The organism is Methylobacterium planeticum, from assembly GCF_008806345.1.
Lineage (GTDB): Bacteria > Pseudomonadota > Alphaproteobacteria > Rhizobiales > Beijerinckiaceae > Methylobacterium > Methylobacterium planeticum.
Window position 1 is genome coordinate 42,102 of record NZ_VZZJ01000014.1, and the last position, 26,844, is coordinate 68,945.

The 26,844-nt window shown below is 70.5% G+C and carries 20 protein-coding genes and 1 pseudogene; 15 read left to right on the forward strand and 6 right to left on the reverse strand.

The genetic code is table 11. From position 1 onward, the window contains the following. Nucleotides 1-351: 351 nt before the first annotated feature. Entirely contained in the window at nucleotides 352-2,673 is a 2,322-nt protein-coding gene (locus F6X51_RS16360; RefSeq protein ID WP_150964748.1) for a TonB-dependent siderophore receptor, read from the forward strand. 82 nt (nucleotides 2,674-2,755) lie between these two features. Next, nucleotides 2,756-4,351, forward strand: a complete 1,596-nt coding sequence (locus F6X51_RS16365; RefSeq protein WP_150964749.1) for a PepSY-associated TM helix domain-containing protein — start codon at nucleotides 2,756-2,758, stop codon at nucleotides 4,349-4,351. 8 nt (nucleotides 4,352-4,359) lie between these two features. Here the strand turns inward: F6X51_RS16365 and F6X51_RS16370 are convergent, their stop codons facing one another. Beyond that, on the reverse strand, nucleotides 4,360-5,541 hold the full coding sequence (locus F6X51_RS16370) for an adenylate/guanylate cyclase domain-containing protein (protein WP_150964750.1): 1,182 nt from the start codon (nucleotides 5,539-5,541) through the stop codon (nucleotides 4,360-4,362). Nucleotides 5,542-5,581: 40 nt separating this feature from the next. After that, a complete protein-coding gene (locus F6X51_RS16375) occupies nucleotides 5,582-6,004 on the reverse strand; it encodes a winged helix-turn-helix transcriptional regulator (protein ID WP_150964751.1) in 423 nt (140 codons plus the stop codon). Nucleotides 6,005-6,106: 102 nt separating this feature from the next. Between F6X51_RS16375 and F6X51_RS16380 the strand changes: the two genes are divergently transcribed. Both F6X51_RS16380 and F6X51_RS16385 read left to right on the forward strand, forming a co-directional pair. Further along, nucleotides 6,107-6,859, forward strand: coding sequence for an SDR family oxidoreductase (locus F6X51_RS16380; protein ID WP_150964752.1), 753 nt, complete (start codon nucleotides 6,107-6,109; stop codon nucleotides 6,857-6,859). Nucleotides 6,860-7,115: 256 nt separating this feature from the next. After that, entirely contained in the window at nucleotides 7,116-7,883 is a 768-nt protein-coding gene (locus tag F6X51_RS16385) for an alpha/beta fold hydrolase (RefSeq protein WP_150964753.1), read from the forward strand. A gap of 173 nt (nucleotides 7,884-8,056) precedes the next feature. Here F6X51_RS16385 and F6X51_RS27970 read toward each other — a convergent pair whose 3' ends face one another. Together F6X51_RS27970 and F6X51_RS16390 are read right to left on the reverse strand one after the other, a co-directional pair. After that, on the reverse strand, nucleotides 8,057-8,203 hold the full coding sequence (locus F6X51_RS27970; RefSeq protein ID WP_191970144.1) for a hypothetical protein: 147 nt from the start codon (nucleotides 8,201-8,203) through the stop codon (nucleotides 8,057-8,059). A gap of 252 nt (nucleotides 8,204-8,455) precedes the next feature. After that, nucleotides 8,456-9,478, reverse strand: a complete 1,023-nt coding sequence (locus F6X51_RS16390; protein ID WP_150964754.1) for an aldo/keto reductase — start codon at nucleotides 9,476-9,478, stop codon at nucleotides 8,456-8,458. Between the two features lie 404 nt (nucleotides 9,479-9,882). Between F6X51_RS16390 and F6X51_RS16395 the strand changes: the two genes are divergently transcribed. The 9 genes and pseudogenes from F6X51_RS16395 to F6X51_RS29060 all read left to right on the forward strand — a co-directional run. After that, entirely contained in the window at nucleotides 9,883-10,908 is a 1,026-nt protein-coding gene (locus tag F6X51_RS16395) for a 2-keto-3-deoxygluconate permease (RefSeq protein ID WP_150964755.1), read from the forward strand. A gap of 1 nt (nucleotide 10,909) precedes the next feature. After that, a complete protein-coding gene (locus F6X51_RS16400; RefSeq protein WP_150964756.1) occupies nucleotides 10,910-12,178 on the forward strand; it encodes a four-carbon acid sugar kinase family protein in 1,269 nt (422 codons plus the stop codon). Next, nucleotides 12,175-13,176: a 4-hydroxythreonine-4-phosphate dehydrogenase PdxA gene (pdxA, locus tag F6X51_RS16405; RefSeq protein WP_150964757.1), complete on the forward strand. Its 1,002-nt coding sequence runs from the start codon at nucleotides 12,175-12,177 to the stop codon at nucleotides 13,174-13,176. The genes F6X51_RS16400 and pdxA overlap by 4 nt, the downstream gene beginning before the upstream one ends. A gap of 87 nt (nucleotides 13,177-13,263) precedes the next feature. Then, the gene (locus tag F6X51_RS16410) at nucleotides 13,264-14,022 is read left to right on the forward strand and encodes a DeoR/GlpR family DNA-binding transcription regulator (protein WP_150964758.1); all 759 of its coding nucleotides are present in this window, start codon (nucleotides 13,264-13,266) and stop codon (nucleotides 14,020-14,022) included. A gap of 344 nt (nucleotides 14,023-14,366) precedes the next feature. After that, entirely contained in the window at nucleotides 14,367-14,681 is a 315-nt protein-coding gene (locus F6X51_RS16415; RefSeq protein ID WP_246696841.1) for a hypothetical protein, read from the forward strand. A 64-nt stretch (nucleotides 14,682-14,745) separates the two neighbouring features. Continuing rightward, the gene (locus F6X51_RS16420) at nucleotides 14,746-16,092 is read left to right on the forward strand and encodes an efflux RND transporter periplasmic adaptor subunit (protein ID WP_150964759.1); all 1,347 of its coding nucleotides are present in this window, start codon (nucleotides 14,746-14,748) and stop codon (nucleotides 16,090-16,092) included. A gap of 45 nt (nucleotides 16,093-16,137) precedes the next feature. Then, nucleotides 16,138-19,308, forward strand: a complete 3,171-nt coding sequence (locus tag F6X51_RS16425; protein ID WP_150964760.1) for an efflux RND transporter permease subunit — start codon at nucleotides 16,138-16,140, stop codon at nucleotides 19,306-19,308. A gap of 74 nt (nucleotides 19,309-19,382) precedes the next feature. Then, entirely contained in the window at nucleotides 19,383-19,577 is a 195-nt protein-coding gene (locus tag F6X51_RS16430) for a hypothetical protein (RefSeq protein WP_150964761.1), read from the forward strand. Nucleotides 19,578-19,603: 26 nt separating this feature from the next. Then, nucleotides 19,604-19,711, forward strand: a pseudogene (locus F6X51_RS29060) (ABC transporter substrate-binding protein); the annotation flags it as partial. A gap of 123 nt (nucleotides 19,712-19,834) precedes the next feature. On the opposite strand, the gene F6X51_RS16440 reads toward F6X51_RS29060, so the two are convergent. Beyond that, nucleotides 19,835-21,610: a cache domain-containing protein gene (locus F6X51_RS16440; RefSeq protein ID WP_150964762.1), complete on the reverse strand. Its 1,776-nt coding sequence runs from the start codon at nucleotides 21,608-21,610 to the stop codon at nucleotides 19,835-19,837. Nucleotides 21,611-22,028: 418 nt separating this feature from the next. Between F6X51_RS16440 and F6X51_RS16445 the strand changes: the two genes are divergently transcribed. Then, nucleotides 22,029-23,006, forward strand: coding sequence for an ABC transporter substrate-binding protein (locus tag F6X51_RS16445; RefSeq protein WP_150964763.1), 978 nt, complete (start codon nucleotides 22,029-22,031; stop codon nucleotides 23,004-23,006). A 262-nt stretch (nucleotides 23,007-23,268) separates the two neighbouring features. Then, nucleotides 23,269-24,474 (forward strand): PepSY-associated TM helix domain-containing protein, encoded by a 1,206-nt coding sequence (locus F6X51_RS16450; RefSeq protein WP_150964764.1) that lies wholly within the window; start codon nucleotides 23,269-23,271, stop codon nucleotides 24,472-24,474. A 15-nt stretch (nucleotides 24,475-24,489) separates the two neighbouring features. Here the strand turns inward: F6X51_RS16450 and F6X51_RS16455 are convergent, their stop codons facing one another. Then, nucleotides 24,490-26,670 (reverse strand): TonB-dependent siderophore receptor, encoded by a 2,181-nt coding sequence (locus tag F6X51_RS16455; RefSeq protein ID WP_150964765.1) that lies wholly within the window; start codon nucleotides 26,668-26,670, stop codon nucleotides 24,490-24,492. Between the last annotated feature and the right edge of the window lie 174 nt (nucleotides 26,671-26,844).

The window sequence follows — 26,844 nt, forward strand, 5'->3', positions numbered from 1 at the left end:
ACGTTTGAAATCTATTTTGGCACGGGGAATCCGTCAACCGCCGTCTCGGCGACGTGAGCCGCCGTGGGCCGCCGCCCCGTGTGAGACCGCACGCGGACCCGCTGCGGGCTTCCGAAGGTTCGGCGGCTCGGGGGCCGAAGCGACCGGGTCGCCGGCACGAACGAGGCGCCAACTTAATTCATGTCGAAATCATTCTAAGATAACTTAGAACATTTCTATAACATAGACCTTGGCAGGGCAGATAAACTTGATCACAAAACGATCACGCCGCCGTGAGGCGCGAATGAACGCAGCACTATCGCGCTCTATCGCACCATATTGAGGTCGGCAGTTCAGCAGTACCGGCAAGATATGACACAGCGCGTCTTTGGTCAGGCCCTGAATGGGCCACTCTATGCTGCATTTCTCTCGACCACCTGTGGTCTTCTTGCATCAGGTCCGGCCCTGGCTCAGACCAGTCCCGCGACCGATGTCGAGCTGTCCGAGCTGAGCGTGGCGGGCGAAGGGCGCGGGCGAAGCCTCGGGGGGGCCCTGTACGGCCCCGGCGGCGCGACCGGTCCCGTCCCGGGCTACGTCGCCAGCCGCAGCACTGTCGGCACCAAGACGGACACGCCGATCGTGGAGACGGCGCAATCGGTCTCGGTCATCGGCCGCAAGCAGATCGAGGACCAGAACGCGCTCACCATCAACCAGGCCCTGCGCTACACGCCGAGCGTCACCACCGAGCAGCGCGGCGGCGCCGGCTCGACGCGGCTGGAGCAGTTCTACATCCGCGGCTTCACCGCGCCGCTGTTCTTGGACGGCCTGCCCCTGCCCGGCAGCCGCGACGCCTTCCCGAGCGTCGATCCCTTCCGGCTCGAGCGCGTCGACATCATCAAGGGGCCGGCCTCGGTCCTGTACGGCCAGTCCGGCCCGGGCGGCATCGTCAACCTCGTGTCGAAGGTGCCGCAATTCGTCCGTCACGGCGAGATCTTCGTGCAGGGCGGCGGCTTCAACGAGGTGCGCGGCGGCATCGATGTCGGCGGGCCGATCGCGGCCGAGGCCGGCCCCCTGGCCGACCAGTTCGCCTACCGGGTGATCGCCGGGGGCTGGAACGGCGACGGTCCGGCGGTGACCACCAAGGTCGAGCGGGTCTTCTTCAACCCGAGCCTCACCTGGCGGCCATCGGCCGATACCTCGCTCACCGTCATCGGCAATTACCAGCGTGATCCGTTCTCCGGCTTCTACGGCGGGTTCCCGTCGGTCGGCACCGTCTTCCCCCGCAATTTCGGCAACGGCGTCATCGGGCGCCTGCCGGTCGATTTCTACGACGGCGACCGCAATTTCGAGCGCTCGGACCGGACGCAGGGCTCGATCAGCTACCTGTTCGACCACCGCATCAACGACAACCTGCGCTTCCACTCGGCGGGGCGCTACCTCCACACCGAGGGCGATTACCGCAGCGTCTTCACGGCGTTCAGCGATCTCAACGGCCCCGGCTCCAGCGGCCCGGTGATCAGCCGCTCGCGCGGCGGCACCAGGGTCGAGATCGACGCCTTCACGATCGACAACAATGTCGTGGCGAACTTCGACACCGGCTTCATCGCGCACACCGCGCTGCTCGGCGTCGATCATCGGACCTTCCGCACCGGAACCCTCGCGGGGCCGTTCCCGGCCGCTCCCAGCCTGAACGCGCTGGCGCCGAACTACGACATGAACATCCCGTTCCCGGATTTCACGTCGCAGTCCCGGATCACCGCCGAGCAGACCGGCGTGTACTTCCAGGACCAGGCCAAGTTCGATCGCCTCGTGCTGACGCTGGGCGGGCGCTACGACACCGCCCGGCAGACCGGGCCGACCCGGACCCTCGCCACCGGGGCCGTCGCCTACCAGGACGTGCCCTCGGACGCGTTCACGGGCCGTGCCAGCCTGCTCTACCTGTTCGACAGCGGCGTCGCGCCCTACGTCTCCTACAGCGAGGCCTTCGAGCCCATCGTCACCGGACGCATCTTCGACCCGGCCTTCGGCAGCGCGGGGCGCATCCCCGACCCCGTCTCCAGCAACCAGTACGAGGCCGGCATCAAGTACCAGCCGCCCGGCACCGACATCCTGCTGACGACCGCGTTCTTCGACATCCGGCGCAAGAACGCCACCAACACCGATCCGGTGAACCCCAACTTCGTGCTGCAGACCGGCGAGGTCGGCGTTCAGGGCGTCGAGTTCGAGGCGAAGGCCAATCTCGCCGAAGGCCTCAACCTCGTCGGCGGCTTCTCGTTCCTCGACATCCGGAACGTGCGCGACATCGGCTTCACCCTGAACGACCTGACCCGGCAACAGGTCCCGCTCGTCGGGCGGCGCCCGGTCCAGGTGCCGGACACGACGGCCTCGCTCTTCGTCGATTACCGCTTCACGGACGGGCCGCTGCTCGGCCTCGGGATCGGAGGCGGCGTGCGCTATCTCGGGCCGTCCTGGGGCGACCCGGCCAACACCTTCAAGGTGCCGGCGAGCGTCCTCCTCGACGCGGTCCTCTCCTACGACCTGAAGCACCTCGACGCGACGCTGCAAGGCTTCACCATGCAGCTCAACGCCCAGAACCTCCTCGACGAGCGTTACGTCACGGGCTGCTTCAGCTATTCGGGCTGCTATTACGGCCTGCCGCGCACGGTCTACGCAACCCTGCGCTATCGCTGGTAGCGGGATCGGATCTGCCGGGACACGCATCCCGGGCCGGCCGCCCTTGGGGCGAGCCCGGGCCGGGGCCCCGATCGGAGGGTGCATGGGGAAGACGTTTCGCCAATCGATGGCCTGGCTGCACGCGTGGTCGGGCCTCGTGGTCGGCTGGGTGCTGTTCGCCGTCTTCGTCACCGGCACCGCGAGCTACTACCGCGCCGAGATCTCGCTCTGGATGCGGCCCGAGCTGCGCAGCGGCGCGACGCTCGGTCCCGACGCGATGGCGACGGCGGCGGAGCGCGCCGTCGCGCATTTGCAGGCGCACGCGGCCGGTGCGCGCGCCTGGTTCATCACGCTGCCGCGCGCCGAGAACCCGGTGGTTGAGGTCTTCTGGCGCACCGGCCCGGGCCGCCCGCCGGAACATGCAGAGCTCGATCCCGAGACCGGCGCGCCGGCCTCCGTGCGGGCGACGCGGGGCGGCGACTTCCTCTACCGCTTCCATTTCGAGCTCAACATGCCGCCCCTCTGGGGACGCTGGATCGTCGGCCTCTGCGCCATGATCATGCTGGTGGCGCTGGTCTCGGGGATCGTCACGCACCGGCGCATCTTCGTGGACTTCTTCACCTTCCGGCGGCACAAGTCCCTCCAGCGCGGCTGGCTCGACGCCCACAACGTCACGGGCGTCCTCGCCCTGCCGTTCCACCTGATGATCACCTACACGGGCATCGTCACCCTCGCCCTGATGTACATGCCCTGGGGCGTCACGACCGCCTACAAGGGCGACGCGCCGCGCTTCTTCGCCGAAGCCGGCCAGATCACCGCCCCGCGCCAGCCCGCGGGCCAGCCCGGCACCCTCGCCCCGGTCGGACCGATGGTGCGGCAGGCGATGGCCACGATCCCGGGGCCGCTGGAACGGCTCTCGATCCTCAATCCGAAGGACGCGAACGCCTCGGTCGTCGCCGTGTTCGAGGAGCCGCACGGCCTCTCCCACGAGCATCCCCAGGTCGCCTTCGACGGCACGACGGGCGCGGTCGCGGAAATCCGGGCCGGCGGGCTGCAGCCCGGGGCCAAGACCTTCACCACGATGGTCGGCCTGCACGAGGCGCATTTCGCCGGCCCCGTCCTGCGGATCCTGTTCTTCCTCTGCGGCCTGGCCGGCTGCGCCATGGTGGCGACCGGGCTGCTGCTCTGGTCGGTCGCGCGGCTGCCGAAGCCCGGCGCGCGGCCGGGCTTCGGCCTGCGGCTCGTCCAGGGCCTCAACGTCGCGACCGTGGCGGGGCTGCCGGCGGCCGTCGCGGCGTATTTCCTGGCCAACCGCCTCCTGCCCGTCGGGCTGCCCGACCGGGCCGCCTGGGAGGTCGGCGGCTTCTTCGCGATCTGGCTCCTCGTCGGCCTGATCGCCCTCCTGCGCCCGCAGCGCCGGGCCTGGACCGAGATGCTGACGGCGGCCGCGATCCTGTACGCGGCCGTCTGCGGCGCCGACGGCCTGCGGATCCTCCGCGAGGGCCTCGCGGGCGGCCGGCCCGCCGATCCCCTCTTCCTGACCTTCGACGGCGCGATGCTGGCGCTCGCCGGCCTCCTGCTCCTCGCGGCCCGGAAGGCGGCCCGGTACGACGGCGCGCCCCGCCCGAAGGCCGCCCGGACGGTCGGGATCCCGGAGCCGGACCGGGGCCGCGCCGCGCTGCTGGAGGCGGGCGAGTAGCGCTCGGATCAGGGCGCCCAGACCTTCTGGACCTGACCGACGCCCCGGAGGCTGAAGGCGCCCGCGGGCCGGAGGCGCGCCGCGCATCGGCGCGCGAAGGCGTCGGACACCAGCACGGGCTCGCCCCGCTCCTCGCAGAGCCGCTCGATCCGGCTCGCCTCGTTCACGGCCCGGCCGACCACCGTGAAGTCGAGCCGGCGGCCGGTGCCGACATTGCCGTAGACCACGGGGCCGTAATGCAGCACGACATCGGCCGGCAGGGCCGGGAGCCCGGCGGCGCGGCGCGCGGCGTTCAGGGCGTCGTTGCGCGCGAGGCCGTCCCGGGCCGCCGAGAGGGCGCCCGCGCAGGCCCGGCAGGGGTCGGCGTCGGGATCGTCCACCGGGAAGATCGCCAGGAAGCCGTCGCCGAGGAATTTCAGGACTTCGCCGCCATGGCGCGCGACGGGCTCGCCGAGCGCGTCGAAATGCTCGTCGAGCCAGCTCACCACGCGCAAGGGATCGTCGCGGTCGGTCAGCGCCGTGAAGCCGCGCAGGTCCGCGAGCAGGATCGCGGCCGAGACCACCTCCCCCTCCCCGCGCCGGATGCGGCCGGCGAGCACCTGCGCGCCGGTGCGGGACCCCAGATAGGTGCCCAGCGCCTCGCGCATCGTGCGCGCGAGGCAGAGCTTGGCCGTCGCCAGAGCCGTCACCGGCACGAGGGCGGCGAGGGTGTCGAGATCGTCGGCCGAGAAGCCCTCCGGGTGATCCGACGCGAAGGAGATCGCGACGCCGGTGATCGCGGTGCTCGGTGCGAAGGCCGCGAGGTGCATCACGTAATCCGAGCCGCCCTCGGCCCGAAGTTCGGCGAGGAGCGGCATCCCCGTCCCCTCCCCGTCCGAGAGGCGCCAGCGGCCGAAGCGCCGGCCCTGCCCGAGCAGAGCCGTCATCGGACTGCGCGCCACGAGGGCCGCGCCCTCCGGTCCGTGCTCCGTCGCGGCCAGGCAGACGCCCCGGCCTCGCGTCCAGATCAGGTTCACGCCGCGAAACAATGGGTCGAGGATCGGCAGCGAGAGGGCGGCGCGCCACAGCGGCAGCCCCGCGGCGACGAGCGCCTCGCAGAAGGCCGAGACGATCGCATCCGCGTCGTCCGAAGCCGTCGCCCGCGCCATCATTTCGCGCTCGATCCGCGCGACATCGTGCCTGTCAGCCATGCAGCCTCCCCGCGGCTTGACGTTCGCTGCGCCGGCCGAGCTACGCCCCGCCGCCCCGCAGCGTGAAAGCCTGCCGGGCGGCCTGCACCTCGGCGTAGTGGGTCTCCGCCCAGATCCAGACACCGCAGAAGGCGGCGCTCAGGCTCTCACCGAGGCCCGTCAGCGTATAGTCGACGTGCGGCGGGATGACGGGGTGGACCGTTCGGGTCACCAGACCGTCCCGTTCCATCTGGCGCAGCGTCTGCGTCAGCATCTTCTGGCTGATGCCGAAGACAGCCTTGCCGATCTGCGTGAACCGGAGCGTGCCCCGTTCCTCCAGGGTTTCGAGGATCAGCATCGTCCACTTGTCGGCGACCTGCCCGATCACGTCGTGGACGAGCGCCTCCACGGCCGGGTCCACGACGTCCGGGACCGGTCCTCCGCGCGCCGCCTCGATCGTTCCCTCCGGCCCTGACTTCGGCATCGAGCACTCTCTTTTCGGTGCGTATAGAACTTTATCGTGCCTACTTCGCAATGGAGAGTGTCGCTCCTATCCTCTGCCGATGCAACGTGGAGGGACACGGACATGAAGATCAACCACAACACCATCCTGATCACGGGCGGTGGTTCGGGCATCGGACGCGCGCTCGCCGAAGCATTCCACGCGCTCGGCAACCACGTGATCGTTTCGGGACGCCGGCAAAGTGCCCTCGATGCGGTCACGGCCGCCAATCCCGGCATGGCCTCCCTGCCGCTCGACATCACCGACGCGGCGAGCATCAGGGCCTTCGCGGAGCGGGTTGTCCGCGATCATCCGGCCCTGAACGTGGTCATCCACAACGCGGGCATCATGCGGAATGAAGATGTGACGGCGGCGCCGGCATTCCTGGAGGATGCCGAGGCGACCGTCGTCACCAATCTCCTCGGGCCCATCCGCCTGAGTGCGGCGCTCCTGCCCCACCTGCAACGGCAACCGGCCAGCACGATCCTGACCGTCTCCTCGGGTCTCGCCTTCGTGCCGCTCGCGGCGACGCCGACCTACTGCGCCACCAAGGCGGCGATCCACGCCTATTCGATTGCCCTGCGGCTCCAGCTCCAGGCCACCTCCGTCGAGGTGATCGAGATCGTGCCCCCTTACGTGCGCACCGGGCTGCAGGGCGAGCATCAGGCCTCCGATCCGCGGGCGATGCCCCTCGACGCCTTCATCGGCGAGGTCATGAGCCTGCTGGGTCAGCCGGGGCCGGAGATCGTCGTCGAACGGTGCAAGCCCCTCCGCTTCGCCGCCGAGAGCGGGCGCATGGCCGAGATGGTCGCCCTGCTCAACGCGACCGAGCACTAGGGACGCCCCGGCCCGGATCGACGAGCCGCATCCCTGAGTATGATTTGCCCACGCGTCGCGTGACGAGTACGTCCCATGTGCTTCGGACGCGCAGCACTCGATATCGTTCGAGAGATGTGCGCTCCTCAGCCCAAGCCCGATTCGGCTCAAGTCCAACTCGGCCCAAGTCCAACTCGGCCCAAGTCCAACCCGACCCAAGTCCAACCCGGCCCAAGTCCAACCCGGCTCAGGTCCGACGACAGTTGAAAGGCGCGCCATGCTCGATCGCCGGACCTTCACGAGCGTCCTCCTGGCCGGAATCGGCGGCGCCCTGCTGCCCCGCGCGGTGCGGGCCCAGACCGCGGCGGCGCGCAACGTCATCCTCGTGCACGGCCTGTTCGCGGACGGCTCGTGCTGGTCCGAGGTCATCGCGCGGCTGCAGGCGGCCGGGCTCAACGCCACCGCGGTTCAGAACCCCCTGACAACCCTCGAGGAGGCCGTGGCCGCGACCCGGCGGGTCCTGGCCCGGCAGGAGGGCGCGACCGTGCTGGTCGGCCATTCCTTCGCGGGGATGATCGTGTCGGAGGCCGGCATCGATCCCAAGGTGTCGGCGCTCGTCTACGTGGCGGCGCGCGCACCGGATGCCGGGGAGGATTACACGGCGTTGGCCAAGACCTACCCCGCCCCTCCGGCCTCGGCCGGCATCGTCTTCGACGGCGACGAGGGCCGCCTGACCGAGGCCGCGTTCCTGCGTGACTTCGCGGGCGACCTGCCGGAGGCGAGGGCGCGCGTGCTCTACGCCGTCCAGGAACCGTTCCGGAAGGCCCTGCTCGCGGGCAAGACCACCCAGGCGGCCTGGCGCGCGAAGCCGAGCTTCTACGCGGTGTCCACCGAGGACCGAACCATCAACCCCGATCTGCAGCGCTTCATGGCCAAGCGCATGAATGCGCGGACGATCGAGGTGGCGTCGAGCCACCTGTCCCTGATCTCGCACCCGGAGGAGGTCACGGGGCTGATCCTCGAGGCGGCCCGGGGCAGCGCCTGAGCACCCGAGGCTCGCCGCGCCGCTGCATGCCCGGCCTCCACGGCGGGTCCGCGCGTCCGAAGGCTCCGTCGGAATCGCGGCGTCCGATCCTGAGGCAGGGTCTCGACGCTTCGACCTGCGCAGCCGCGCCTCGACGGACCGATCGGCTAGAAACCGGATGCGGATTCCTGCGCCTACCCCTGTGCGCCGGGCTCCACCCATCGGAGCACCGCCGCGAGCCGCTCCGCCTGGGCGCGGGTGAGGCCGGAGGAGACGGCGCTTCCGTTCTGATAGATCGTGAACGTGCCGTCGCCGGTGACGCGGATCTTGATCGAAGCCATGATCGAATGCCTGCGACCGCCAGGGCCGGTACGGCTAAGCTTAACCGTTCCTGAATGACTCACAAGCCCAAGCTTGACCATTGATCCGCGAGGGTCGGATTTCCGCCACCGGCAAGGGCCTGCCCAGCCGCCGCGAGCGGACGCGCCGCCCGCGCCGCTTGACGTCGACGCGCACGCGAATGCGGCCGACGACGCGCCCGGTGGCCGCGCCGAAGCGAATCGTCACGACTGCGGGATCGGCACGCTAGGACGTCACGATCCGCGGCTGTCCGTGCGCGGCAGGCGCCCCTCGATCGGGTAAGCCGGATCGTTGTAGCCGGGGGTCGAGGGATGCCCCGTCGCCACGAGCGAATCGACCAGGGCCTCGTCCTCGGCCGTGAAGGCGTAGGAGAGTGCCCCGAGGTAATCCGCCCATTGTGCCTCGGTGCGCGGGCCGGCGATCACCGAGGAGATGAGGGCGTTGTTCAGGACCCAGGCCGCCGCGAACTGGCCGGCCGTGATCCCCCGCGCCTCGGCATGGGCCTGAAGGGTCCGGGCGATGCGCAGGGATTCCGGACGCCACTCCGTCTGCATCATGCGGGCGTCCTGCCGCCCGGCACGGGTCTCGGCGGGGGGTGGGGCATCCGGGTCGTACTTCGCGGTGAGCACCCCCCGCGCCAGGGGCGAGTAGGGTGCGACCCCCAGGCCGAAATACGCGCAGGCCGGCAGATGCTCCGACTCGGGCATCCGGTTGAGCGCGTTGTAGTAGGGCTGGCTCACGACCGGCCGGTCGATCCCGAGGTCGTCGCACAGGCGGCAGATCTCGGCGACCCGCCAGGAGCGGTGGTTGGAAACCCCGAAATACCGGATCTTGCCCTGCCGGACGAGGTCGCCCATCGCCCGCACGGTCTCGGCAAGCGACGTCCCGTGGTCCTCCTTGTGCAGGTAGTAGATGTCGATGAAGTCCGTGCCGAGGCGGCGCAGGCTCTCCTCCGCGGCCGCCATGATCCGGGCCCGCGACAAGCCCCCGTCATTGGGGCCCGGCCCCATCGGATTGGCGACCTTGGTCGCGAGCACCCAGGCCTGGCGCTCGGCAGCGATGGCCCGGCCGGTGATCTCCTCGGACCGGCCCTCGTTGTACACGTCCGCCGTGTCGATGAAGGTGACGCCCGCGGCCTTGGCGGACTGGACGATGCGGTTCGCCGTCGCCTCGTCGGTCTGGCCGCCGAACATCATCGTGCCGAGGCAGATCGGCGAGACCTTCAGGCCGGAACGGCCGAGATTGCGGTACTGCATGCAAGTCATCCGACGTTGATGTGGGCCGATCCCCACCCGGGATGGGTGTCCGACCGTTCCTGGGCAGGCGGCGCCGCCTCGAAGCGGGGGCCGTACGGGACGCGTCGATGCGGTCAGCCGAAACGGATAGCCGCCGCGATCCGGGGCGCCCACCCGCGGTGCAACCTAGGGCGCGCGATGCCGAGCGGTAAGTCCTGCGGCACGCGGATGCAACGTTCTGCCTGCGCGCCGAGGACGTGGGCGGATTCGGATGCCCGACCGTCATCATCTGCGCAAATCGCGCAAATCGATTGACTGAACGCGCATTTTGCGCAGATTGTGCCGAAACGCTCGCCCTCGCTCTTCCAGCGAGGGCGCTTCAACGTCAAAAAAGATTGCGCACAACGCGCAGGGAGGAAGCCGGCATGCAGGTCCCAATCAAGCGATTCATCGAATCCGTGCCCGGCGGCATGATGGTCGTCCCGTTGCTGGCCGGCGCCCTGATCGCGACGTTCTTTCCCGGCACCCCGAAATTCTTCGGGTCCTTCACCGGCGCGCTGTTCTCCGGGGCGCTGACGATCCTCGCCGTCTTCTACGTCTGCATGGGCGCGAGCATCGACTTCCGAGCCACCCCCTACATCGTCAAGAAGGGCGGCACGCTCCTCGCGGTGAAGGTCGGGATCGCGATCGTCCTGGGCCTGATCTTCGGCCGCGTGCTCGGCGAGGCGCCGGTGGCGGCCGGCATGTTCGCGGGCCTCTCCACCCTGGCGGTCGTCGCCAGCATGAACGACACCAATGGCGGGCTCTACATGGCGCTGATGGGCCAGTACGGCCGACCGCGCGACGTCGGCGCCTACACCATCATGTCGTTGGAGAGCGGGCCCTTCCTGACCATGGTGACGCTCGGCGTCGCGGGACTCTCGGCCTTCCCCTGGCAGACCCTGGTGGGCGCGATCCTGCCGCTCCTCGTCGGGATGATCATCGGGAACCTCGACCGCGAGATGCGCGACTTCCTGAGCCGCGCGATCCCGGTGATGATCCCGTTCTTCGCCTTCGCGCTGGGAGCCGGCCTCGATCTGTCGAAGGTCTGGCAGGCGGGCCTGCTCGGCCTCGCCATGGGCGTGGCGGTCGTGATCGTCACGGGCATCCCGCTGTTCTTCGCCGACCGCCTGACCGGAGGGACGGGCGTCGCGGGCGTGGCCGCCGCCTCGACCGCCGGCAACGCCGCGGCAGTGCCCGCCATCGTCGCCTCCGCCAACCCGGCCTATGCCGATGCGGCGGGTCCCGCCACGATCCTGGTCGCGGCCTGCGTCGTGGTGACGGCGATCCTCGTCCCGATCGCGACGGCCTGGACCGCCAGGGTCATCGGACGCACCGAGGAGACGGACGCGGAGGCCGAGCCGTCGGGAGCGTCGGACGCCGTCCCGGCGCAACGGGCCGGAAGCCGCTGAGATGGCGGGTCGTTGGCTGATCCTCGCCGATGACCTGACCGGCGCCGCCGATTGCGCGATCGCGTTCGGCCGACGGGGCCGCGAGGCGGCGGTGACCTGGGGCGAGGCGCCCGCGGCTCGGGGCGAGGCGGCGAACCTCGCGGCGGATCAGCCGGAGGTCCTCTCCTACGACGCGGACAGCCGAGGATTGTCCGCGCAGGACGCGACGCGGCGCCACGCGGGGCTTCTGAGCCGCCTGCTCGACCCGGATCGGACGCTCTTCAAGAAGATCGACTCGACCCTGAGAGGGCAGCCGGCCGCCGAGACGGTTGCGGCGATCGCGGCCCTGAAGGCGCGGGCGGGCTCGGCCTTCGGGGTCTGCGCGCCCGCCTTCCCGGCGACGGGCCGCACGACGATCGGCGGGCGCGTCCACGTCAACGGCCGCCCGCTGGAGGAGGCGGAGGTCTGGCGCCGCGATCACACCTATGCCAGCGCCGACCTTGCGGCGATCCTCGCCTCGGCCGGTATCCGGGCCGAGACGATTGCGCTCTCGGGCGTGCGCGGTGACCTCGCGGGCACGCTCGCGCGGGTGGCCGCCCTCGGCGACGTCGTGGCGGTCTGCGATGCCGAGACGGAGGCGGATCTCGACCGCATCGCGCGAGCGAGCCTGCCGGGCGCGCCCTCGACCTTCTTCATCGGCAGCGCCGGCCTCGCCCACGCCCTCGCGGCCATCGACACGGCGCGGCCCGCCGAGGCGCTCCGCCTCACGCCGAACCGGTGCGGCGCCCTGATCGTCGTCGGGTCGCTCGCGGCGGCCTCGCGCGCGGCCGCCCGCACGCTCGCCGCGAGCGGCCGCGTGACCCATCTGCCGGTCACCCCGGAGGCGCTCCTGGGCGCGCCCGCCGGCAGGGCGGCGCTCGCCGCCGGCATCGCCGCGGTGACCGCCGCCGGCGGGGACGCGCTGGTCGAGATCGCGATGGACGCAACGCCGGACATGGCGCTCGGCCCGCGTCTCGTCCAGAGCCTCGCGGACGCCCTGGAGCCGGTCGCGTCGCGGATCGGCGCCTTCGCGGCGACCGGGGGCGAGACCGCCGCGGCCCTGCTCACGCGCTTCGGCGTCAGCGGCATCCGCCTCGTCGACGAGATCGAGCCGGGCGTCTCGCTCGGCCTGAGCCTCGGCCGATTCTCCATCCCGGTCGCCACGAAGGCGGGCGCCTTCGGCGACGCGGACAGCCTCCTGCGCATCGCCGCGCGCCTGCGCGCCGTCAGAACTGAGGGAAGTTTCACATGACCCGTCCGACTCTCGCGATCACGATGGGCGATCCGGCCGGCATCGGACCCGAGATCATCATGAAGGCGCTCGCCCGTCCGGACGTGCACGCCCTCTGCAGGCCCCTGGTGATCGGGGACGCGGCGCGCCTCCGCCAGGCGGGCCGCATGGTCGGTGCCGAGACCGGCGTCGATGCGCTGAGCGATGCCGGCGCGGCGGATTTCGAGACCGCGGCGGTGCAGTGCGTCGATCTGAGGATCGTGCCCGAGGACCTGCCCTTCGGCAAGGTTTCGGCGACGGCGGGCGAGGCGGCCTACCGCTACATCGAGAAGGCCGTGCAGGTCGTGCAGGCGGGGCAGGCGCAGGGCATCTGCACCGCGCCGCTGTCCAAGGAGGCCCTGCACGCCGCCGGCCACAAATTCCCCGGCCACACCGAACTCCTCGCCCATCTCACGGGCACGCCGGAAGTCTCGATGATGCTCGTCTCGCCGAAGCTCAGGGTGATCCACGTGACCACCCATATCGGGCTGCTCGATGCCATCGCGAAGATCGAGCCCGGCCTCGTCGAGCGGGTCATCGTGCGCGGGCACGACGTGCTGGTGAAGGCCGGGATCGCGAACCCCAAGATCGGCGTCTGCGCCATCAACCCGCATGCGGGCGAGAGCGGCCTCTTCGGCCGCGGCGAGGAGGCCGAGAAGATCACGCCGGCCGTCGAGGCCTGCCAGGCCAGGGGCTGGGACGTGCGCGGCCCGTTGCCGGCCGACACGCTGTTCTTCCTCGCCGGCCGCGGCGACTACGACATGGTGGTCGCCATGTACCACGATCAGGGTCACGGCCCGATCAAGGTCCTGGGGCTCGAATCCGGCGTGAACATCACCGTGGGCCTGCCGGTGATCCGCACCTCCGTCGATCACGGCACGGCCTTCGACATCGCCGGCAAGGGGATCGCGGACGAGCGGAGCCTGGTCGAGGCTTTGCGTCAGGCGGTCGACCTCGCCCCGAAGCCGGCGGCCGCCTGACGGCCGCTCGCCCGGCCGGCGATCGCTCCTCGCCAGCGGGGGCGCCCTCCGGCATGAGGGAGCGGACGAGTCCCGGGGGAGTGAGGCATGCGCAGCAAGGAGCGTCGGGCGCTGCTCTTGGAGGCGCTGGGCGGCGGCGAGATCGACGTGGACGATTTCGCCCGGCGCTTCGGCGTGTCCGCCTCGACGGTCCGGCGCGACCTTCAGCACCTGTCCGCGACGAGCGCCGTGCGCCGGACCTATGGCGGCGCGATCCTCGCCAGGCATCCGCCGGAGACCACCCTCGCCGAGCGGCATGCCCTGAACGGCCCCGAGAAGCGGGCCATCGCGCATGCGGCGGTCGCGCTTATCGAGGACGGGGACACCCTGATCCTCGATGCGGGTTCCACGGTGGCCGCCTTCGGGCACCTGCTGCTCAGGCGCCGCCTCCGGATCATCACCAACAACCTCGCGCTGGTGCCCTTCCTCGCCAAGGCACCGGGCCTTGAGCTCGTGGTCCTCGGCGGCGGCTTCCGGGCGACCAGCATGAGCACGGTCGGTCCGCTCGCCGTCGAGGCGCTGCGCCTGATGACGGCGGACCGCGCCATCATGAGCGCCGACGGCGTGGTGGCCGAGCGCGGCCTCTGCGAAGCGAGCCTGGATCAGATCGCGCTCAAATCGCTGATGATGCGGCAGTCGCGCGAGGTGATCGTGCTGGCCGATGCGAGCAAGCTCGGCCGCGCCGAGCAGAACGCCTGGGCTCCCCTTCCGCGGAACTGGACTCTGGTGACGGACCTGACCGCACCGGCCGAGCAGCAGCGGCGCCTCGCCGAAGCGGGCGCGCGGGTTCTCGTGGCGGAACGCTGAGGGACCTCGGCGGTCCGGTCCCGTTCCGGCGCGCGCCCCGGGGCCACCGCGACGAATTGCGGCGCCGGTCCGGGCGTCGCGAGCATGCGCAGGCACGGCACCGTCCTCGGCCCCCCATCGCAGGGCGGCCGTACGATCGCCCTCCGGGCGATGGGGCCGGGTGACGCCGGCGCGCCACGAGGCGCCATCCGTTCGCACCAAGGGTGCTGAAAGGTTTTATCAAGACAGTTGCGCAGTATTGCTTGAAATAAGAATGGATGTCAGTCTCGCTAGGGTGAATTCAGTACTTTTGTATCGATTCGCATCAGAGTTCGCGGCTGTTATTTGTACAGGATCGCACGGCCATGATGCTCACTCTTCCTGCTGTCTGGATCGGGGCGACTCTGATCGTCGCGGTCGCGGAGCGCGTACCGGACTACGATGTCCGCCCGAGCTGCCACGCGGCGACGTCGCTGATGAGCCTCGACCCGAAGCGTGAGGTGCAGTGCCTCAACGACGAGGACAGCGCCCGCCGCGAAGTCGCCAGGCAATGGGCCGGCTTCCAGCCCGTCGATCGCGAGCGCTGTGCGGCCGAGGCGCAGCTCGACGGAACCCCGAGCTACGTCGACCTGCTCGAATGCCTCACCCTCGCCCGCGAGGCGAAGGCCGGGAAGGATTGAGGGAGGCGCGGGCCGGTCGCTGCGGCCCGCACGAACCACCGCGCCGTGCGCGAGGCAGAACCGCATGCTCATCGCATCATGGCCCGCAGGATCCGCCCCGAGCGACGCCGAGGCCCAGGCCTCCGGAGGCACCTCGCCGTGCCTCCGGGCAGGCAGGATAGCGCCCGTCGCCACGCTTCCCCTCGCGACGCTCGCCCTCCCGCCGCTCCTCGTCCTGGCAGGCTGCAACGAGCGCAACCAGTACGTGCCGCCGCCGCCGCCCGCCGTCTCGGTGGCGCAGCCGATCGAGCGACCGGTCACGCGCTACTTCGAGCTCACCGGCAACACGCAGGCCTTCGCGAGCGTCGATCTCGAGGCCCGCGTCCAGGGCTTCCTCGACGCGATCACCTACACGGACGGGGCGAGCGTCCGGAAGGGGGCGCCCCTCTTCACGATCCAGCGCAACACCTTCGAGGCGCAGCTCAAGCAGGCGCAGGGCAGCCTGGCGGCGCAGGAGGCGGGGCGCACCAATGCCCAGTCCGAGTACCAGCGACAGGCGACGCTGGGCCGGCAGGAATTCGCCTCGCAGGCCCATGTCGAGGACACCAAGACCAAGCTCGACCAGGCCAGCGCGGCGGTCGTCGAGGCGCAGGCCAACCTCGACCTCGCCAGCATCAACCTCGGCTACACGCAGATCCAAGCCCCCTTCGACGGGGTCGTCACCAACCACCTGATGGATGTGGGGGCGCTGGTCGGCGTCGGCGGCCCGACGAAGCTCGCCACGATCGTCCGGGTCGATCCGCTCTACGTCTACTTCAATGTCAGCGAGCAGCAGGTGCTGCGGGTCCGGCAGGCCCTCGTCAGCGCGGGACGGACACTCGGCGACCTGTCGCGGATCCCCGTCGAGATCGGCCTGCAGAGCGAGACCGGCTACCCGCATACCGGCGCGCTGAACTACGTCGCGCCCCAGGTCGACCCGTCGACCGGCACGCTGCTCGCACGCGCGATCTTCACCAATTCGGACCACGCCCTCATGCCCGGCCTGTTCGTCCGCGTCCGCGTGCCGGTTCAGCGCGACGCGAAGGCGCTTCTCGTGCGGGACGATGCCATCGGCACGAGCCAGCAGGGCGCCTACGTGCTCGTCGTGGGCGCGGACGACACCGTTGCCCAGCGCGTGGTGACGCCCGGGCAGCGCGAAGGGCGCTACCGCGTGATCGAGGCCGGCCTCGCGGCGGGCGACTGGGTGGTCACCGACGGCATCCAGCGCGCCATCCCGGGCGCCAAGGTGGCGCCGCAGCGGATTCCCCCCCCGAGCCTGGCCGCGGAGGCCGCCGAAGCGACGGCCCTGCCGCCCACGGTCCCGCCCGGGACGATCCTGCCCGCGACGGCCTCGCCCGAGACGGCCTCGCCGGAGGCCTCTCCCCGCCGCTGAGGCGTCCCCGCCGGCTCTCCTCGAACCCGGATCGTCAGGCCTGCCATGATCTCGCGCTTCTTCATCGAGCGGCCCGTCCTCGCCAACGTGCTGGCCCTCGTCATGGTGCTGATCGGGGCGGTGTCGCTCTTCGGGCTGCCCGTGGCCCAGTACCCGAACGTGGTGCCGCCGACCGTGCAGGTCACGACGCGCTATCCCGGCGCGAGCGCCCGCACGGTGGTCGACACCGTGGCCCTGCCGATCGAGCAGCAGGTCAACGGCGTGCAGGGCATGCTCTACATGCAGTCGACGAGCGCGAGCGACGGCACCTACACCCTGACCGTCACCTTCGCGATCGGCACCAATGCCGACCAGGCCCAGGTTCTGGTGCAGAACCGGGTCGCGATCGCGATGCCGTCCCTGCCCCAGGCCGTGCAGGTGCAGGGGGTCACGACGCAGAAGAAATCGACCGCGATCCTGCAATTCGTGACGCTCTCGGCGCCGGACGGGCGCTACGACAGCCTGTTCCTGGCCAATTTCGGGGTCATCAGCCTGCAGAGCGAGCTGGCGCGCCTGCCCGGCGTCGGCAGCGTGACCGTGTTCGGCGCGGGCCAGTACGCCATGCGCATCTGGCTCGATCCCGATCTCGTCCAGGCCAGGGGCCTCACGCCGAGCGACGTCATCAGCATCGTGCAGCAGCAGAGCCAGGAGGTGACGGCCGGCGCTGTCGGCATGCCGCCGATGCCGAAGGGCCAGGATTTCCAGTACACCCTCAACGTCAACGGGCGGCTGAACGACGCCGCCGATTTCGAGGCCATCATCCTGAAGGCGGACGCGCAGGACGGCGGCCGCATCACCCGGCTGCGCGACGTCGGGCGGGTGGAGCTCGGGGCCCAGACCTACAGCCAGTCCTTCACGCTGAACGGCCAGCCCGCGGCGGGGATCGGGATCTACCAGCTGCCCGAGGCCAACGCGATCACGGTGGCGGGCGAGGTCCGCGCCCGGATGGCCGACCTCGCCAAGAGCTTCCCGCCTGGCCTCGCCTACGCGGTCCCCTTCGACACGACGGGCTTCGTCGAGGCCTCGATCCACGAGGTCTACGTCACCCTGTTCGAGGCCGGAATCCTGGTGCTCGTCGTCATCATGGTCTTCCTCCAGGACTGGCGGGCCATGCTGGTGCCGGCCACCACCGTCCCGGTGACGATCATCGGCGCCTTCGCGGCGATGGCCGCGCTCGGCTTCTCCGTCAACCTCTCGACCCTGTTCGCGATCGTCCTCGCCATCGGCATCGTGGTGGACGACGCCATCGTGATCGTGGAGGGGGTCGCCCACCACATCGAGCGGGGCCTGCCCCCGCGCGAGGCCGCCGAGAAGGCGATGGACGAGCTCTTCGGCCCGATCCTCGGCATCACCCTCGTGCTGATGTCGGTCTTCGTCCCGGCCGCCTTCCTGCCCGGCCTCACCGGCCAGCTCTACAAGCAATTCGCCCTCGTGATCGCCGCGACCGCCCTGATCAGCGCCGTCAACGCGGCCACGCTCAAGCCGACCCAGTGCGCCCTCTGGCTGCGCAAGCCCGTGCCGCCGGAGCGGCGCAACGCCTTCTACCGCGCCTTCAACCGGGTCTACGACGTCGCCGAGGGCGCCTATGCCCGGCTGATCGCCCGCATGGTCCGCCGCAGCGGCGCCATGGTGCTCGCGGCGCTCGTCCTGATCGGGCTCGCCGGCTGGGGCCTGACGCGCCTGCCGACCGCCTTCCTGCCGATCGAGGACCAGGGCTACGTCCTGATCGGGGCGCAATTGCCGGACGGGGCCTCGAAGGAGCGCACGGACGCGGTGATGCAGCGGATCGCCGCCCTGGCGAAGGAGACCCCGGGCGTCGACCAGGTGCTGACGATCAGCGGGATCTCGGTCCTCGACAACAATGCCACGCTGCCCAATGCCGGCGTCGCCTACGTGGTGCTCAGGAGCTGGGACGAGCGCGGCAAGGCCACCGGCCAGGACCTGCGCAGCCTCTACGCGCACCTCACCCGAAGCCTCGTGCCGATCGAGGGCGCCACCACCTTCGTGCTCGTGCCGCCGCCGATCCAGGGCATCGGCAACGCGAGCGGGTTCACCCTGCAGGTGGAGCTGCGCGACGGGAATTTCGACTACCCGCTGCTGGAGAGCCTCGCCCGGACGATCGTGGCGAACGGCAGTGCCCAATCCGCGCTGCAGAAGCTGAACACCTCCTTCCGCGCCGGCGTCCCGCAGCTCTCGGTCGTGGTCGACAGGGTCAAGGCGGAGGCGCTCGGGGTCACGGTCGGGCAGGTCTTCTCGACCTTGTCGGGCTATGTCGGCTCGGCCTACGTGACGCAGTTCAACAAGTTCGGCCGGACCTTCCAGGTCTACGTGCAGGCCGCGCCGGACTTCCGGCTGCGCCCGGAGGACATCCAGACCCTCTACGTCAAGGCCGGCAACGGCACGATGGTGCCCCTCGGAACGATCGTCGACGTCAAGACGGTGCAGGGCCCTTCGCTGATCAGCCTCTACAATCTCTACCCGACCGCCACCATCGTCGGGGGCCCGGCGGCGGGCTACAGCTCGGGCGAAGCGCTCGCGCTGATGGAGCAGATCGCCGGGACGGTGCTGCCCCTCGGGGCCGGCTACGACTGGACCGCGATGTCCTACCAGGAGAAGGCGGTCGGGACGCAGATCTACCTCGTGTTCGCGCTCGCCATCGTGCTCGTCTACTTCGTGCTCGCCGGCCAGTACGAGAGCTGGATCCTTCCCCTCGCGGTCCTGCTTGGGGTGCCCCTGGCGCTGCTCGGCACGGTCGGGACGCTGACGGCCCTCGGGGCGGCCAACAACCTCTACACGCAGATCGGCCTGATCCTGCTGATCGCGCTCGCGAGCAAGAACGCCATCCTGATCGTCGAGGTCGCGCGCGAGCGGCGTCGCGAGGGCCTGGAGATCGTGGCCGCCGCGGTGGAGGCCGCGCGCCTGCGCTTCCGGCCGATCCTGATGACCTCCTTCGCCTTCATCCTCGGCGTGCTCCCCCTCGTCACGGCGACCGGGGCGGGTGCGTCCGCCCGCAAATCGATCGGCATCACGGTCTTCAGCGGCATGCTCGCCTCGACCTGCCTCGCGGTGCTGTTCGTCCCGTCCTTCTACGTGGTGCTGCAGCGCTTCGAGGAGTGGCGAGCCGGGCGCAGGCACCCGTCGGGGGTGCAGCAGCCGTCGGTTTCAGAAGCGACCTGATGCGGGTGCGGAGCGAGGCGAGGCCGACGGGGCCGAGACCTGGTCCGCTCGCGACCGGAGGCCGGGACGGCCTCGTGTCGCCATCCTGTTGCCGGACAGCGACCCTCGGAGGGCGCGAGGCGGTGCTCGGGATGCGGCGGCGCGACCTCGGATCGCTCGTCTGCGGCGCGGCCATCGCCCTGCCCCGCGGCCTCCGCGCCCAGCAGCCTGCGCGGCCTGAGACCGGCTTCCTGACCTCCGCCGCGAATTCGCGGATGCGGGCGGCCTGATCTCCTACGGCTCGAACTTCCCCGAGCTGTTCCGCGTCGTCGGGCAGTATGTGGGCCAGGTCCTGAAGGGGGCTCGCCCCGGCGATCTGCCCGTCCAGCGTCCGACCCGGTTCGAGCGCGTGATCGATCTCAGGACCGCGAACGCGCTCGGCCTGACGATCCCGCCGATCCTGCCGGCTCGCGCCGATGCGGTGATCGAGCAGGGCGTCCCGGCGCGTTCGGGCTGGTCGTGCTCCCGGCGCGTCGGCGTCGCCTCTCTACCCGGCGACGACCGTTTCCGTGCGGACGATGCCGTAGACGTCGACGCCCGCCTCGAAGCCCTTCAGGGCGCGCGATCCGAGGGGGACGATCTCGATGAGCCCGTCGACCAGGCCGGCCAGGGCGGCATCGATCAGGATCTGGCCGTTCTCCGCGGCGGCGCAGAGGCGCGCGGCCAGGTTCACCACAGGGCCGATCGCCGTGTAGTCGAGCCGGTTCTCGTACCCGATCTGCCCGACGGTCGCAGACCCCATCGCGGCGCCCACCCCGAAGCCGATGGCGTAGCCCCGGCGGTGCCAGGCCGTGACGAGCGATTGCACGACATCCTGCATGGCGCTCGCCAGCCGTATGGCCTTCGGGCCGGGCTCGGGGCAGGCAACGGGCGCGTTGATGAGGACCATCAGCCCGTCGCCCGCGAAATGCGTGAGGGTGGCGCCATGCTCGGTGATCACGCGGCCGAGCGCATCGAAATACGCGGCGAGCACCTGGATGACCTCCTCGGGGGCGGTCTTCGCCGAGAAGGGCGTGAAGCCGCGCAGGTCCCCGAAGATCACCGCGACCTCCACGCGTCGCCCCTCGAGGACGCGGTCGTCCCCGGTCCGGTCGACCAGCTCCGCCACCTGAGGGGCGAGAAAGCGCCGGAGCCGCGCGATGCGCTCCTGCCGCTCCTGCGAGAGGGCGAGCTCGCCCGCCATGGCGTTGAAGCGCTGCGCCAGACGGCCGAGCTCGTCCGTCGAGGCCACGGCGATGCGGTGGTCGAAATGGCCGGCGCCGATCTGCTCCGTCCCGTATTCGAGCTGGCGGATCGGGCCCGTCATCCGGCGCGCCAGCCAGAACGCCAGGATCCCCGCGAAGGCGGTGCCGAGGAGGAGCAGGGCGGCCGTGCGCCAGAGCGCCCGGTCGATCGGGCCAAACGCTTCGACCAGCGGCTGGTGCACGATCACGGTCCAGTCGACGCCCGGAACCTGCGCCATCGCCGCGATCACGGAGGCTCCCGAGGTGTCCTGGCCGATCGCCGAGCCGCCCTCCGCCCGGATCGCGTCGCGCAGCATCCGGAACGGGCGGGCCGCCACCGGATCCCCGCCGCGCAGCACGAGGCTGATATCGGGATGCGCGATCAGCCGGCCCTCCGCATCCAGCACGAAGGCCTGCCCCGTGCGCCCGACCTGGATCGCCGAGATCACGTCCCAGATCAGCTTGAGGTTGATCTCCGCGATCACGATGCCGGCGGCGGAGCGATTGCCCGCGACCGCGATCGTCATGAAGGGTTCGGAGCCGCGATAATAGGTCACCGGCCCGTACCAGACCCGGGCCGCCCGGGCCTGCGCCACCGCGACGTCGCCGGAGAGGTCGACAAGGCTGCCCACCCGGTTGAGGCCGACGCGCGAGACGCGCAGGCGCTCCCTGCCGGCGCCGTCGACGAGGGTGAGGCTGACGATGGCGGGCACCTGCCGCATGAGCCTCAGGGCATCGAGCCGCTGCCCCTCCTCGGCGCCCGCATTCCAGGAGAGCTGAACCATCCAGCCGAGCTGGTCCCGGATGCCGTCGATGAAGCTCTCGATGCGCGAAGCGGCAGCGCGGGCCTCGACGCCCAGCAGCTCGTTCAGGCGCTCGCGCTGGTCCCGGTAGCCGAACCACGCCTCCGTGGCCCCGCTCCCCAGGAGCGGCACCATCACGGCGGCGAACAGCACGAGGAAGTACTTCCTCAGCAGCGACGTGCGCAGCAGCGACTTGCGCAGAACGGGTTCGCCGGCCCGGGTCGGTGAACCGCTCATGGCCGGGGATGCCGGTCCGGCCCGGCGCCCGCGCGGGCGCACGGCTCGGATCCGCCTCGCCGGAACAGGGTGTCGCGCCGCCCCATGCCATGGCCTCCCAGCGGCCCGCAACGGTCGGCCGACTATGCCACGGGGTGGTGCCGGCGTCAGTGGGGCGTCCGCGCACGGACCTTGCGGTTCAAACAGCGCGGCGCTTTCGCAACGGACCGCGCGGAGCCCGACACAACGCTCCGGCTCGCCCAGACCGGATTGGTGACCCGATCCCGCGGGACTATGGTGCCGATGGGGCGGCGGGCTCCCGAGATGGACGCGCCGTTGAGCACGCCCGACTGAGCACGCCCGACGGCGCGAGCGCGCGTCACCCGCGCGCCCGAAGGTCCGGCGTGGGCCAAGATCCTGATCGGACGATGGGGATCCCATGAGGCGACGCGAGGTCATCCTGTTGTTCGGGGCGACGGCCCTGACGCGTCCGGCCCGAGCGCAACAGCCGGCGATGCCGGTCATCGGATATCTCGGCCCGGAATCCCCGGAGATCTATGCCAGTCGCCTGCGTGCCTTCCGCAAAGGGTTGGCGGAGGTCGGCTACAGCGAGGACCGCAATGTCGCCATCGCGTTCCGGTGGGCGGAGGGGCGCTACGAGCGGCTGCCCGCGCTCGCGGCGGAGCTCGTCGGGCAGCAGGTCTCGGTCCTGGCCGCGCCGGGCGGGGCGCCCGTGGCGCTCGCGGCGAAGACCGCGGCGGCGCATATCCCGATCGTGTTCGAGATGGGGGGCGATCCCGTCGCGCTCGGCGTCGTCGACAGCCTGTCGCGGCCGGGCGGGAACCTCACGGGCGTGTCCAGCCTGAGCGTCGAGGTCTCGCGCAAGCGGCTCGAATTCCTGCACGAGATCCTCCCCGGCGCCCCGGTCATCGCGGTCGTGGCCAACCCGACCAGCCCGACCGCCCCCCTGCAGCTGGGCAATCTCCAGGAGGCGGCCGGCAATATCGGGGTGCAACTCCAGATCCTGCAGGCCAGCACGGAAGCCGAGCTGGAGGCGGTGTTCTCGGACCTGCCGAAGCAGCGCGCGGGCGGCCTCGTCTTCACCTCGGACCCGTATTTCGCCAACCGCAGCCAGAGGCTCGCGGATCTGACGCGGCGCCATCGCGTCCCGGCGATCACCCAGTCCCGCGACTTCCCCCTGGCCGGCGGCCTGATGAGCTACGGGGGCGACTTCGAGCAGTCGCACCGCGACGCCGGCATCTATGTCGGGCGGATCCTCAAGGGCGAGAAACCCGCCGACCTGCCCGTCCAGCTCGTCACGAAGGTCGAGCTGTTCATCAACCTGCAGGCGGCCATCGGGCTCGGCATCACGGTTCCGCCCACGCTGATGATCAGCGCCGACCGGGTGATCGAGTGAGCGTCGCTGACGCGTTCCGGAGGTGCCGAGACCGCAGCCCGACATTTGGTTGAACCGGGTCGGAAGGCGGACGCCGAGGAGTCGGGATCGCAGGCTCGGCCGGTCCGCCTCGAAGAGGTTTCCCGCTGAAGCCGGCTCTCGGCGATGGCGTGGCAGGGCGCCTTCGCCTCCTGCAACGCGGACCCGCGACTCGGACAGGCGCGCGGCCGTCCCGGTCCATCGTCAAGGCGTGTGTGGTCTGCTAGGCAGGCTCCCGATCGCCATGCACCCATCGCTTCCCACACCCCGCACCCTCCTGTTCCGCCTGCACTGGGCGCTCGGTCTCACGGCCGGTCTGGTGCTCGCCCTGATGGGCCTGACCGGCGCCCTGATGAGCTACGAGGAGGCGATCACCGCCTTCGCGAACCGCGACCGGGCCGTCGTCGCCGTCAGCGATCGCCCGCCTCTGGGGCCCGAGGCGCTGGTGGCCCGAATCGAGGCGCAGCAACCGGGCCTGACCGTCAACGCGCTCGTCCTGTCGGGGGACCCGAGCGCGAGTGCCTTCGCTCGCTTCCTGCGCGATCCGAAGACCGGCGCCCGCCCGGCCGCCGTCTACGTCGACCCCTACGACGGCACGGTGCTGGGCCCCACGCGGCTCGACGAGGCGTTCACGACCGTGCGCGCGCTGCACCGCTGGCTCCTGATCCCCGGCGACGGCAAGGGCTGGGGCCGCACGATCACGGGTGCCTGCGCGCTCGCGCTCCTCGTCTTCCTCGCCACCGGCCTCTACCTGCGCTGGCCGAGGATCCACCGCTGGCGCATCTGGCTCAAGCCGAGCCTGTCGCGTCCGGGCCGGCCGCGCTGGTGGTCTCTGCACGCGGTCGCGGGCACCTGGCTCCTGCCGGTCTATCTGGTGATCGCGCTCTCGGGGCTGACCTGGTCCTACGGCTGGTTCAAGGACGGCGCGACCTGGCTGCTCACCGGCAGCGCGGGCAAGGCCGGCGAGATGCGGCCCGCGCGCGGCGGCGGCCGCAAAGGGGCGGGAGACGCCGCCGCGACGAATCCCGGAGGACCCGCCATCGACCGGGCCTGGGCGGCGTTCCAGGCCGGCGAGGGTCGCGAGGCCGCCCGCTCACTTCTGACCCTTCCGGGGCCCGACGCGAAGGTGATCCGCATCCGCTGGCTCGCCAGGGGCGCGGAGCAGCCGAAGGAGCGGAACGAGGCGACGTTCGATCCCGTGACCGGTGCGCCGCTCGTCGCCGAGCGCTACGCCGACAAGCCCCTCGGTCAGCGGCTCGCCGACAACATGCTGGAGGTCCACCGCGGCCGGTTCTTCGGCGACCTCTTCGCGCTGATCTTCTGCCTCGCAGCCCTTTCCATGCCGGGCTTCGCCGCGACGGGCCTCGTTCTCTACGTCCTGCGCCGCCGCGCCGGCCGCCGCCGAGCGGCTGCGATCACGCCCCGGCCTCTCCCCGTCGCCGGCGAGTAGGCCCGCGCGCGATCGCTACATCCGCGCGGTCAGGGTGGCGAGCACCGAGAGCGGCGCGCCGGGCGCGTTGTTGAACTGGTTGAACGGTTGCTCGATGTAGCGCGCATTCGTCAGGTTGCGCATGTTGACCGACAGCCGGTAGTGCTCGTCGAAATCGTAGTACACCGCCGCATCGACCCGGGTATAGGCGCCCACCGCGTAGCTGTTGTTGAGGTCGCCGAAGCGCCGGCCGACATAGGTGACACCCGCCCCGAGACCGAGGCCCCGCAGGGGTCCCTCTTGGAACTGGTACGTCGTCCAGACGCTGCCGCTGAAGCTCGGAACGGCGGTGAGCCGGTTGCCGACCGCGAAGGTGGTGTCCTTCGTGATCCGCGCGTCGAGGTAGCCGACGCCGCCGATGATCTTCCAGCCCGGCAGGATCTCGCCGGCGAGATCCGCCTCGAGCCCCTCCGAGCGCTGCTGTCCGGTGATGACCGAGAAGCCGGTATTCGTCGGATCGGTCGCCGCGACGTTGTTGCGGGAGAGGCGGAAGGCGGCCGCCGACAAGGTCAGTCCGGGGTTGAGGTCGAGGCGCGTGCCGATCTCGTATTGCTCACCCGTTTCCGGTGCCGGATTGACGACGTTCAGCACGTTCGCGGTCTGGGGCACGAAGGACGTGGCGTAGCTCGCGTAGAAGGTCAGCGGCTCGAAGGGCCGGTAGATCAGGCCGACGCGCGGCGAGGCTCCGAACAGCTCCTGCTCCGGCGGGATGGTCTGGGAGGCCGGCAGGCGGTTGAAGAAGTACTGGCTGCCGAAATCGAACCGGGCACCGACGACGAGCTGCAGCTCGGGGGTCAGCACGATCTGGTCCTGCACGTAGACCCCGAAGAGTTCGAGCTTCTGCTTCAGGTCCGCCTGGAAGCCGAGGGCGCCGGGAATCGCGCCGTAGATCGGGTTGAGGAAGCTGATCGAGGCGAGGGTGCCCTGCTGCGAGAACGGATGCCGGTAGCCGTTACTGTACTCGAAGCCGACGAGTGCGGTGTGCGCGAAGCCGAAGGTGTCGAACTTCAGCACGGCCTCGGTCTGCGTGTCCACGCCGGCGAAGGTCGAGTTGACCGAGGTGTCGCGCCGCGCCACGAGCGTTCCGGCCGCATTGACGCCGGTCGCGCGGGCGGCGAACAGGTCGAAGGCGCCCCATTGCCCGTTGATCACCTGCCGGATCGTCAGGTGCTCGCTGACATCGTGCTCGGCCTTCAGCGTTATGGAATTCACCTCGCCGTAGTAGCGCGAGAAGGGCTCGCCGTAGAAGCGGCTGATGTTGTCGAGGGGAACGCGACCCCGATAGGCGATCAGCCCCTCGTCGTACTGGCTGTGCTGCTTGCTGAACTCGGCGTTGAGGTAGACCCGCGTGTCGGCGGACGGCGTCCAGGCGAGCGCGGGCGCCACGAAGGTGCGCGTGTTGGTGTTGTCGCCGAAGTTGCGGAAGGTCGGATCCTCCTGGGCCGCGAAGGTGAGGCGGCCGGCGAGCGTGTCCGACCCCGCGATCGCGCTCGACACCGAGCCCTGTACGCGCCGGAAGCCGAAGCTGCCGCCCTGGACGCTGACATCGCCGGACGGATCGAAGGTGGGGCGGCGCGTGACGATGTTGATGGTCCCGCCGGGATCCCCGCGGCCGTAGAGCACCGAGGCGGGCCCCTTCAGCACCTCGACGCGCTCGGCGTTGGCGAGGTCGCGCTCGACCGGATAGAAGGTCGCCGCCGGGCTGACGAGCACGCCGTCGACGGCGAAAACCTGCGTGCTGAACCCGCGGATGACGTAGTTCTGCGAGCGCCCCTGCACGGTGCTTCCGGGCTGCACGTTGCTGACATTGGTCACCGCATCCGTCAGGCGGCGGTCCTGCTGATCCGTCAGCACCTCGCGCGGGACGATGGTGATGCTCTGCGGCGTGTCGCGCAGCGCGGTGTCGGTGCGCGTCGCCGTGCCGGAACGCGTCGCGCGGTAGCCGATGACGGGGCTCGTCGCCGTCTCACGCCCCTGTCCGGTCCCCGACACGTTGAGTTCGGAGAGGACGACCTCGCTCTCGGCCGGGGCGGCCTGTGCCTGGGCGGCCGGCACGAGGTGCGGCGCGCAGCTGCTCACCAATCCGATCGTGACGGCCGCAAAGTGGTCGCGACACCGGCCGCTGGCCGGTCGCACGTGTTCGAGGGGGCGCACCATAGCTTGCACTCGTTCGCGGAAAGCAGGGTTACGCTTTCGGACGAGGACCGTTGAATGCAGTTAGACCGCCAAGGCAATATTTATGGGATCATTCATCCGGGGCTGAGCCGTTTATCAGCGGCAGGTTGCCAAAATAGCACGACATCAAATTATAATACTTATAAATACATCTTT

Coding starts and splice junctions, on each gene's coding strand:
- F6X51_RS16360 (WP_150964748.1), top strand. CDS start 352: ATGACACAGCGCGTCTTTGGTCAGGCCCTGAATGGGCCACTCTATGCT.
- F6X51_RS16365 (WP_150964749.1), top strand. CDS start 2,756: ATGGGGAAGACGTTTCGCCAATCGATGGCCTGGCTGCACGCGTGGTCG.
- F6X51_RS16370 (WP_150964750.1), bottom strand. CDS start 5,541: ATGGCTGACAGGCACGATGTCGCGCGGATCGAGCGCGAAATGATGGCG.
- F6X51_RS16375 (WP_150964751.1), bottom strand. CDS start 6,004: ATGCCGAAGTCAGGGCCGGAGGGAACGATCGAGGCGGCGCGCGGAGGA.
- F6X51_RS16380 (WP_150964752.1), top strand. CDS start 6,107: ATGAAGATCAACCACAACACCATCCTGATCACGGGCGGTGGTTCGGGC.
- F6X51_RS16385 (WP_150964753.1), top strand. CDS start 7,116: ATGCTCGATCGCCGGACCTTCACGAGCGTCCTCCTGGCCGGAATCGGC.
- F6X51_RS27970 (WP_191970144.1), bottom strand. CDS start 8,203: ATGGCTTCGATCAAGATCCGCGTCACCGGCGACGGCACGTTCACGATC.
- F6X51_RS16390 (WP_150964754.1), bottom strand. CDS start 9,478: ATGCAGTACCGCAATCTCGGCCGTTCCGGCCTGAAGGTCTCGCCGATC.
- F6X51_RS16395 (WP_150964755.1), top strand. CDS start 9,883: ATGCAGGTCCCAATCAAGCGATTCATCGAATCCGTGCCCGGCGGCATG.
- F6X51_RS16400 (WP_150964756.1), top strand. CDS start 10,910: ATGGCGGGTCGTTGGCTGATCCTCGCCGATGACCTGACCGGCGCCGCC.
- pdxA (WP_150964757.1), top strand. CDS start 12,175: ATGACCCGTCCGACTCTCGCGATCACGATGGGCGATCCGGCCGGCATC.
- F6X51_RS16410 (WP_150964758.1), top strand. CDS start 13,264: ATGCGCAGCAAGGAGCGTCGGGCGCTGCTCTTGGAGGCGCTGGGCGGC.
- F6X51_RS16415 (WP_246696841.1), top strand. CDS start 14,367: ATGATGCTCACTCTTCCTGCTGTCTGGATCGGGGCGACTCTGATCGTC.
- F6X51_RS16420 (WP_150964759.1), top strand. CDS start 14,746: ATGCTCATCGCATCATGGCCCGCAGGATCCGCCCCGAGCGACGCCGAG.
- F6X51_RS16425 (WP_150964760.1), top strand. CDS start 16,138: ATGATCTCGCGCTTCTTCATCGAGCGGCCCGTCCTCGCCAACGTGCTG.
- F6X51_RS16440 (WP_150964762.1), bottom strand. CDS start 21,610: ATGAGCGGTTCACCGACCCGGGCCGGCGAACCCGTTCTGCGCAAGTCG.
- F6X51_RS16445 (WP_150964763.1), top strand. CDS start 22,029: ATGAGGCGACGCGAGGTCATCCTGTTGTTCGGGGCGACGGCCCTGACG.
- F6X51_RS16450 (WP_150964764.1), top strand. CDS start 23,269: ATGCACCCATCGCTTCCCACACCCCGCACCCTCCTGTTCCGCCTGCAC.
- F6X51_RS16455 (WP_150964765.1), bottom strand. CDS start 26,670: ATGGTGCGCCCCCTCGAACACGTGCGACCGGCCAGCGGCCGGTGTCGC.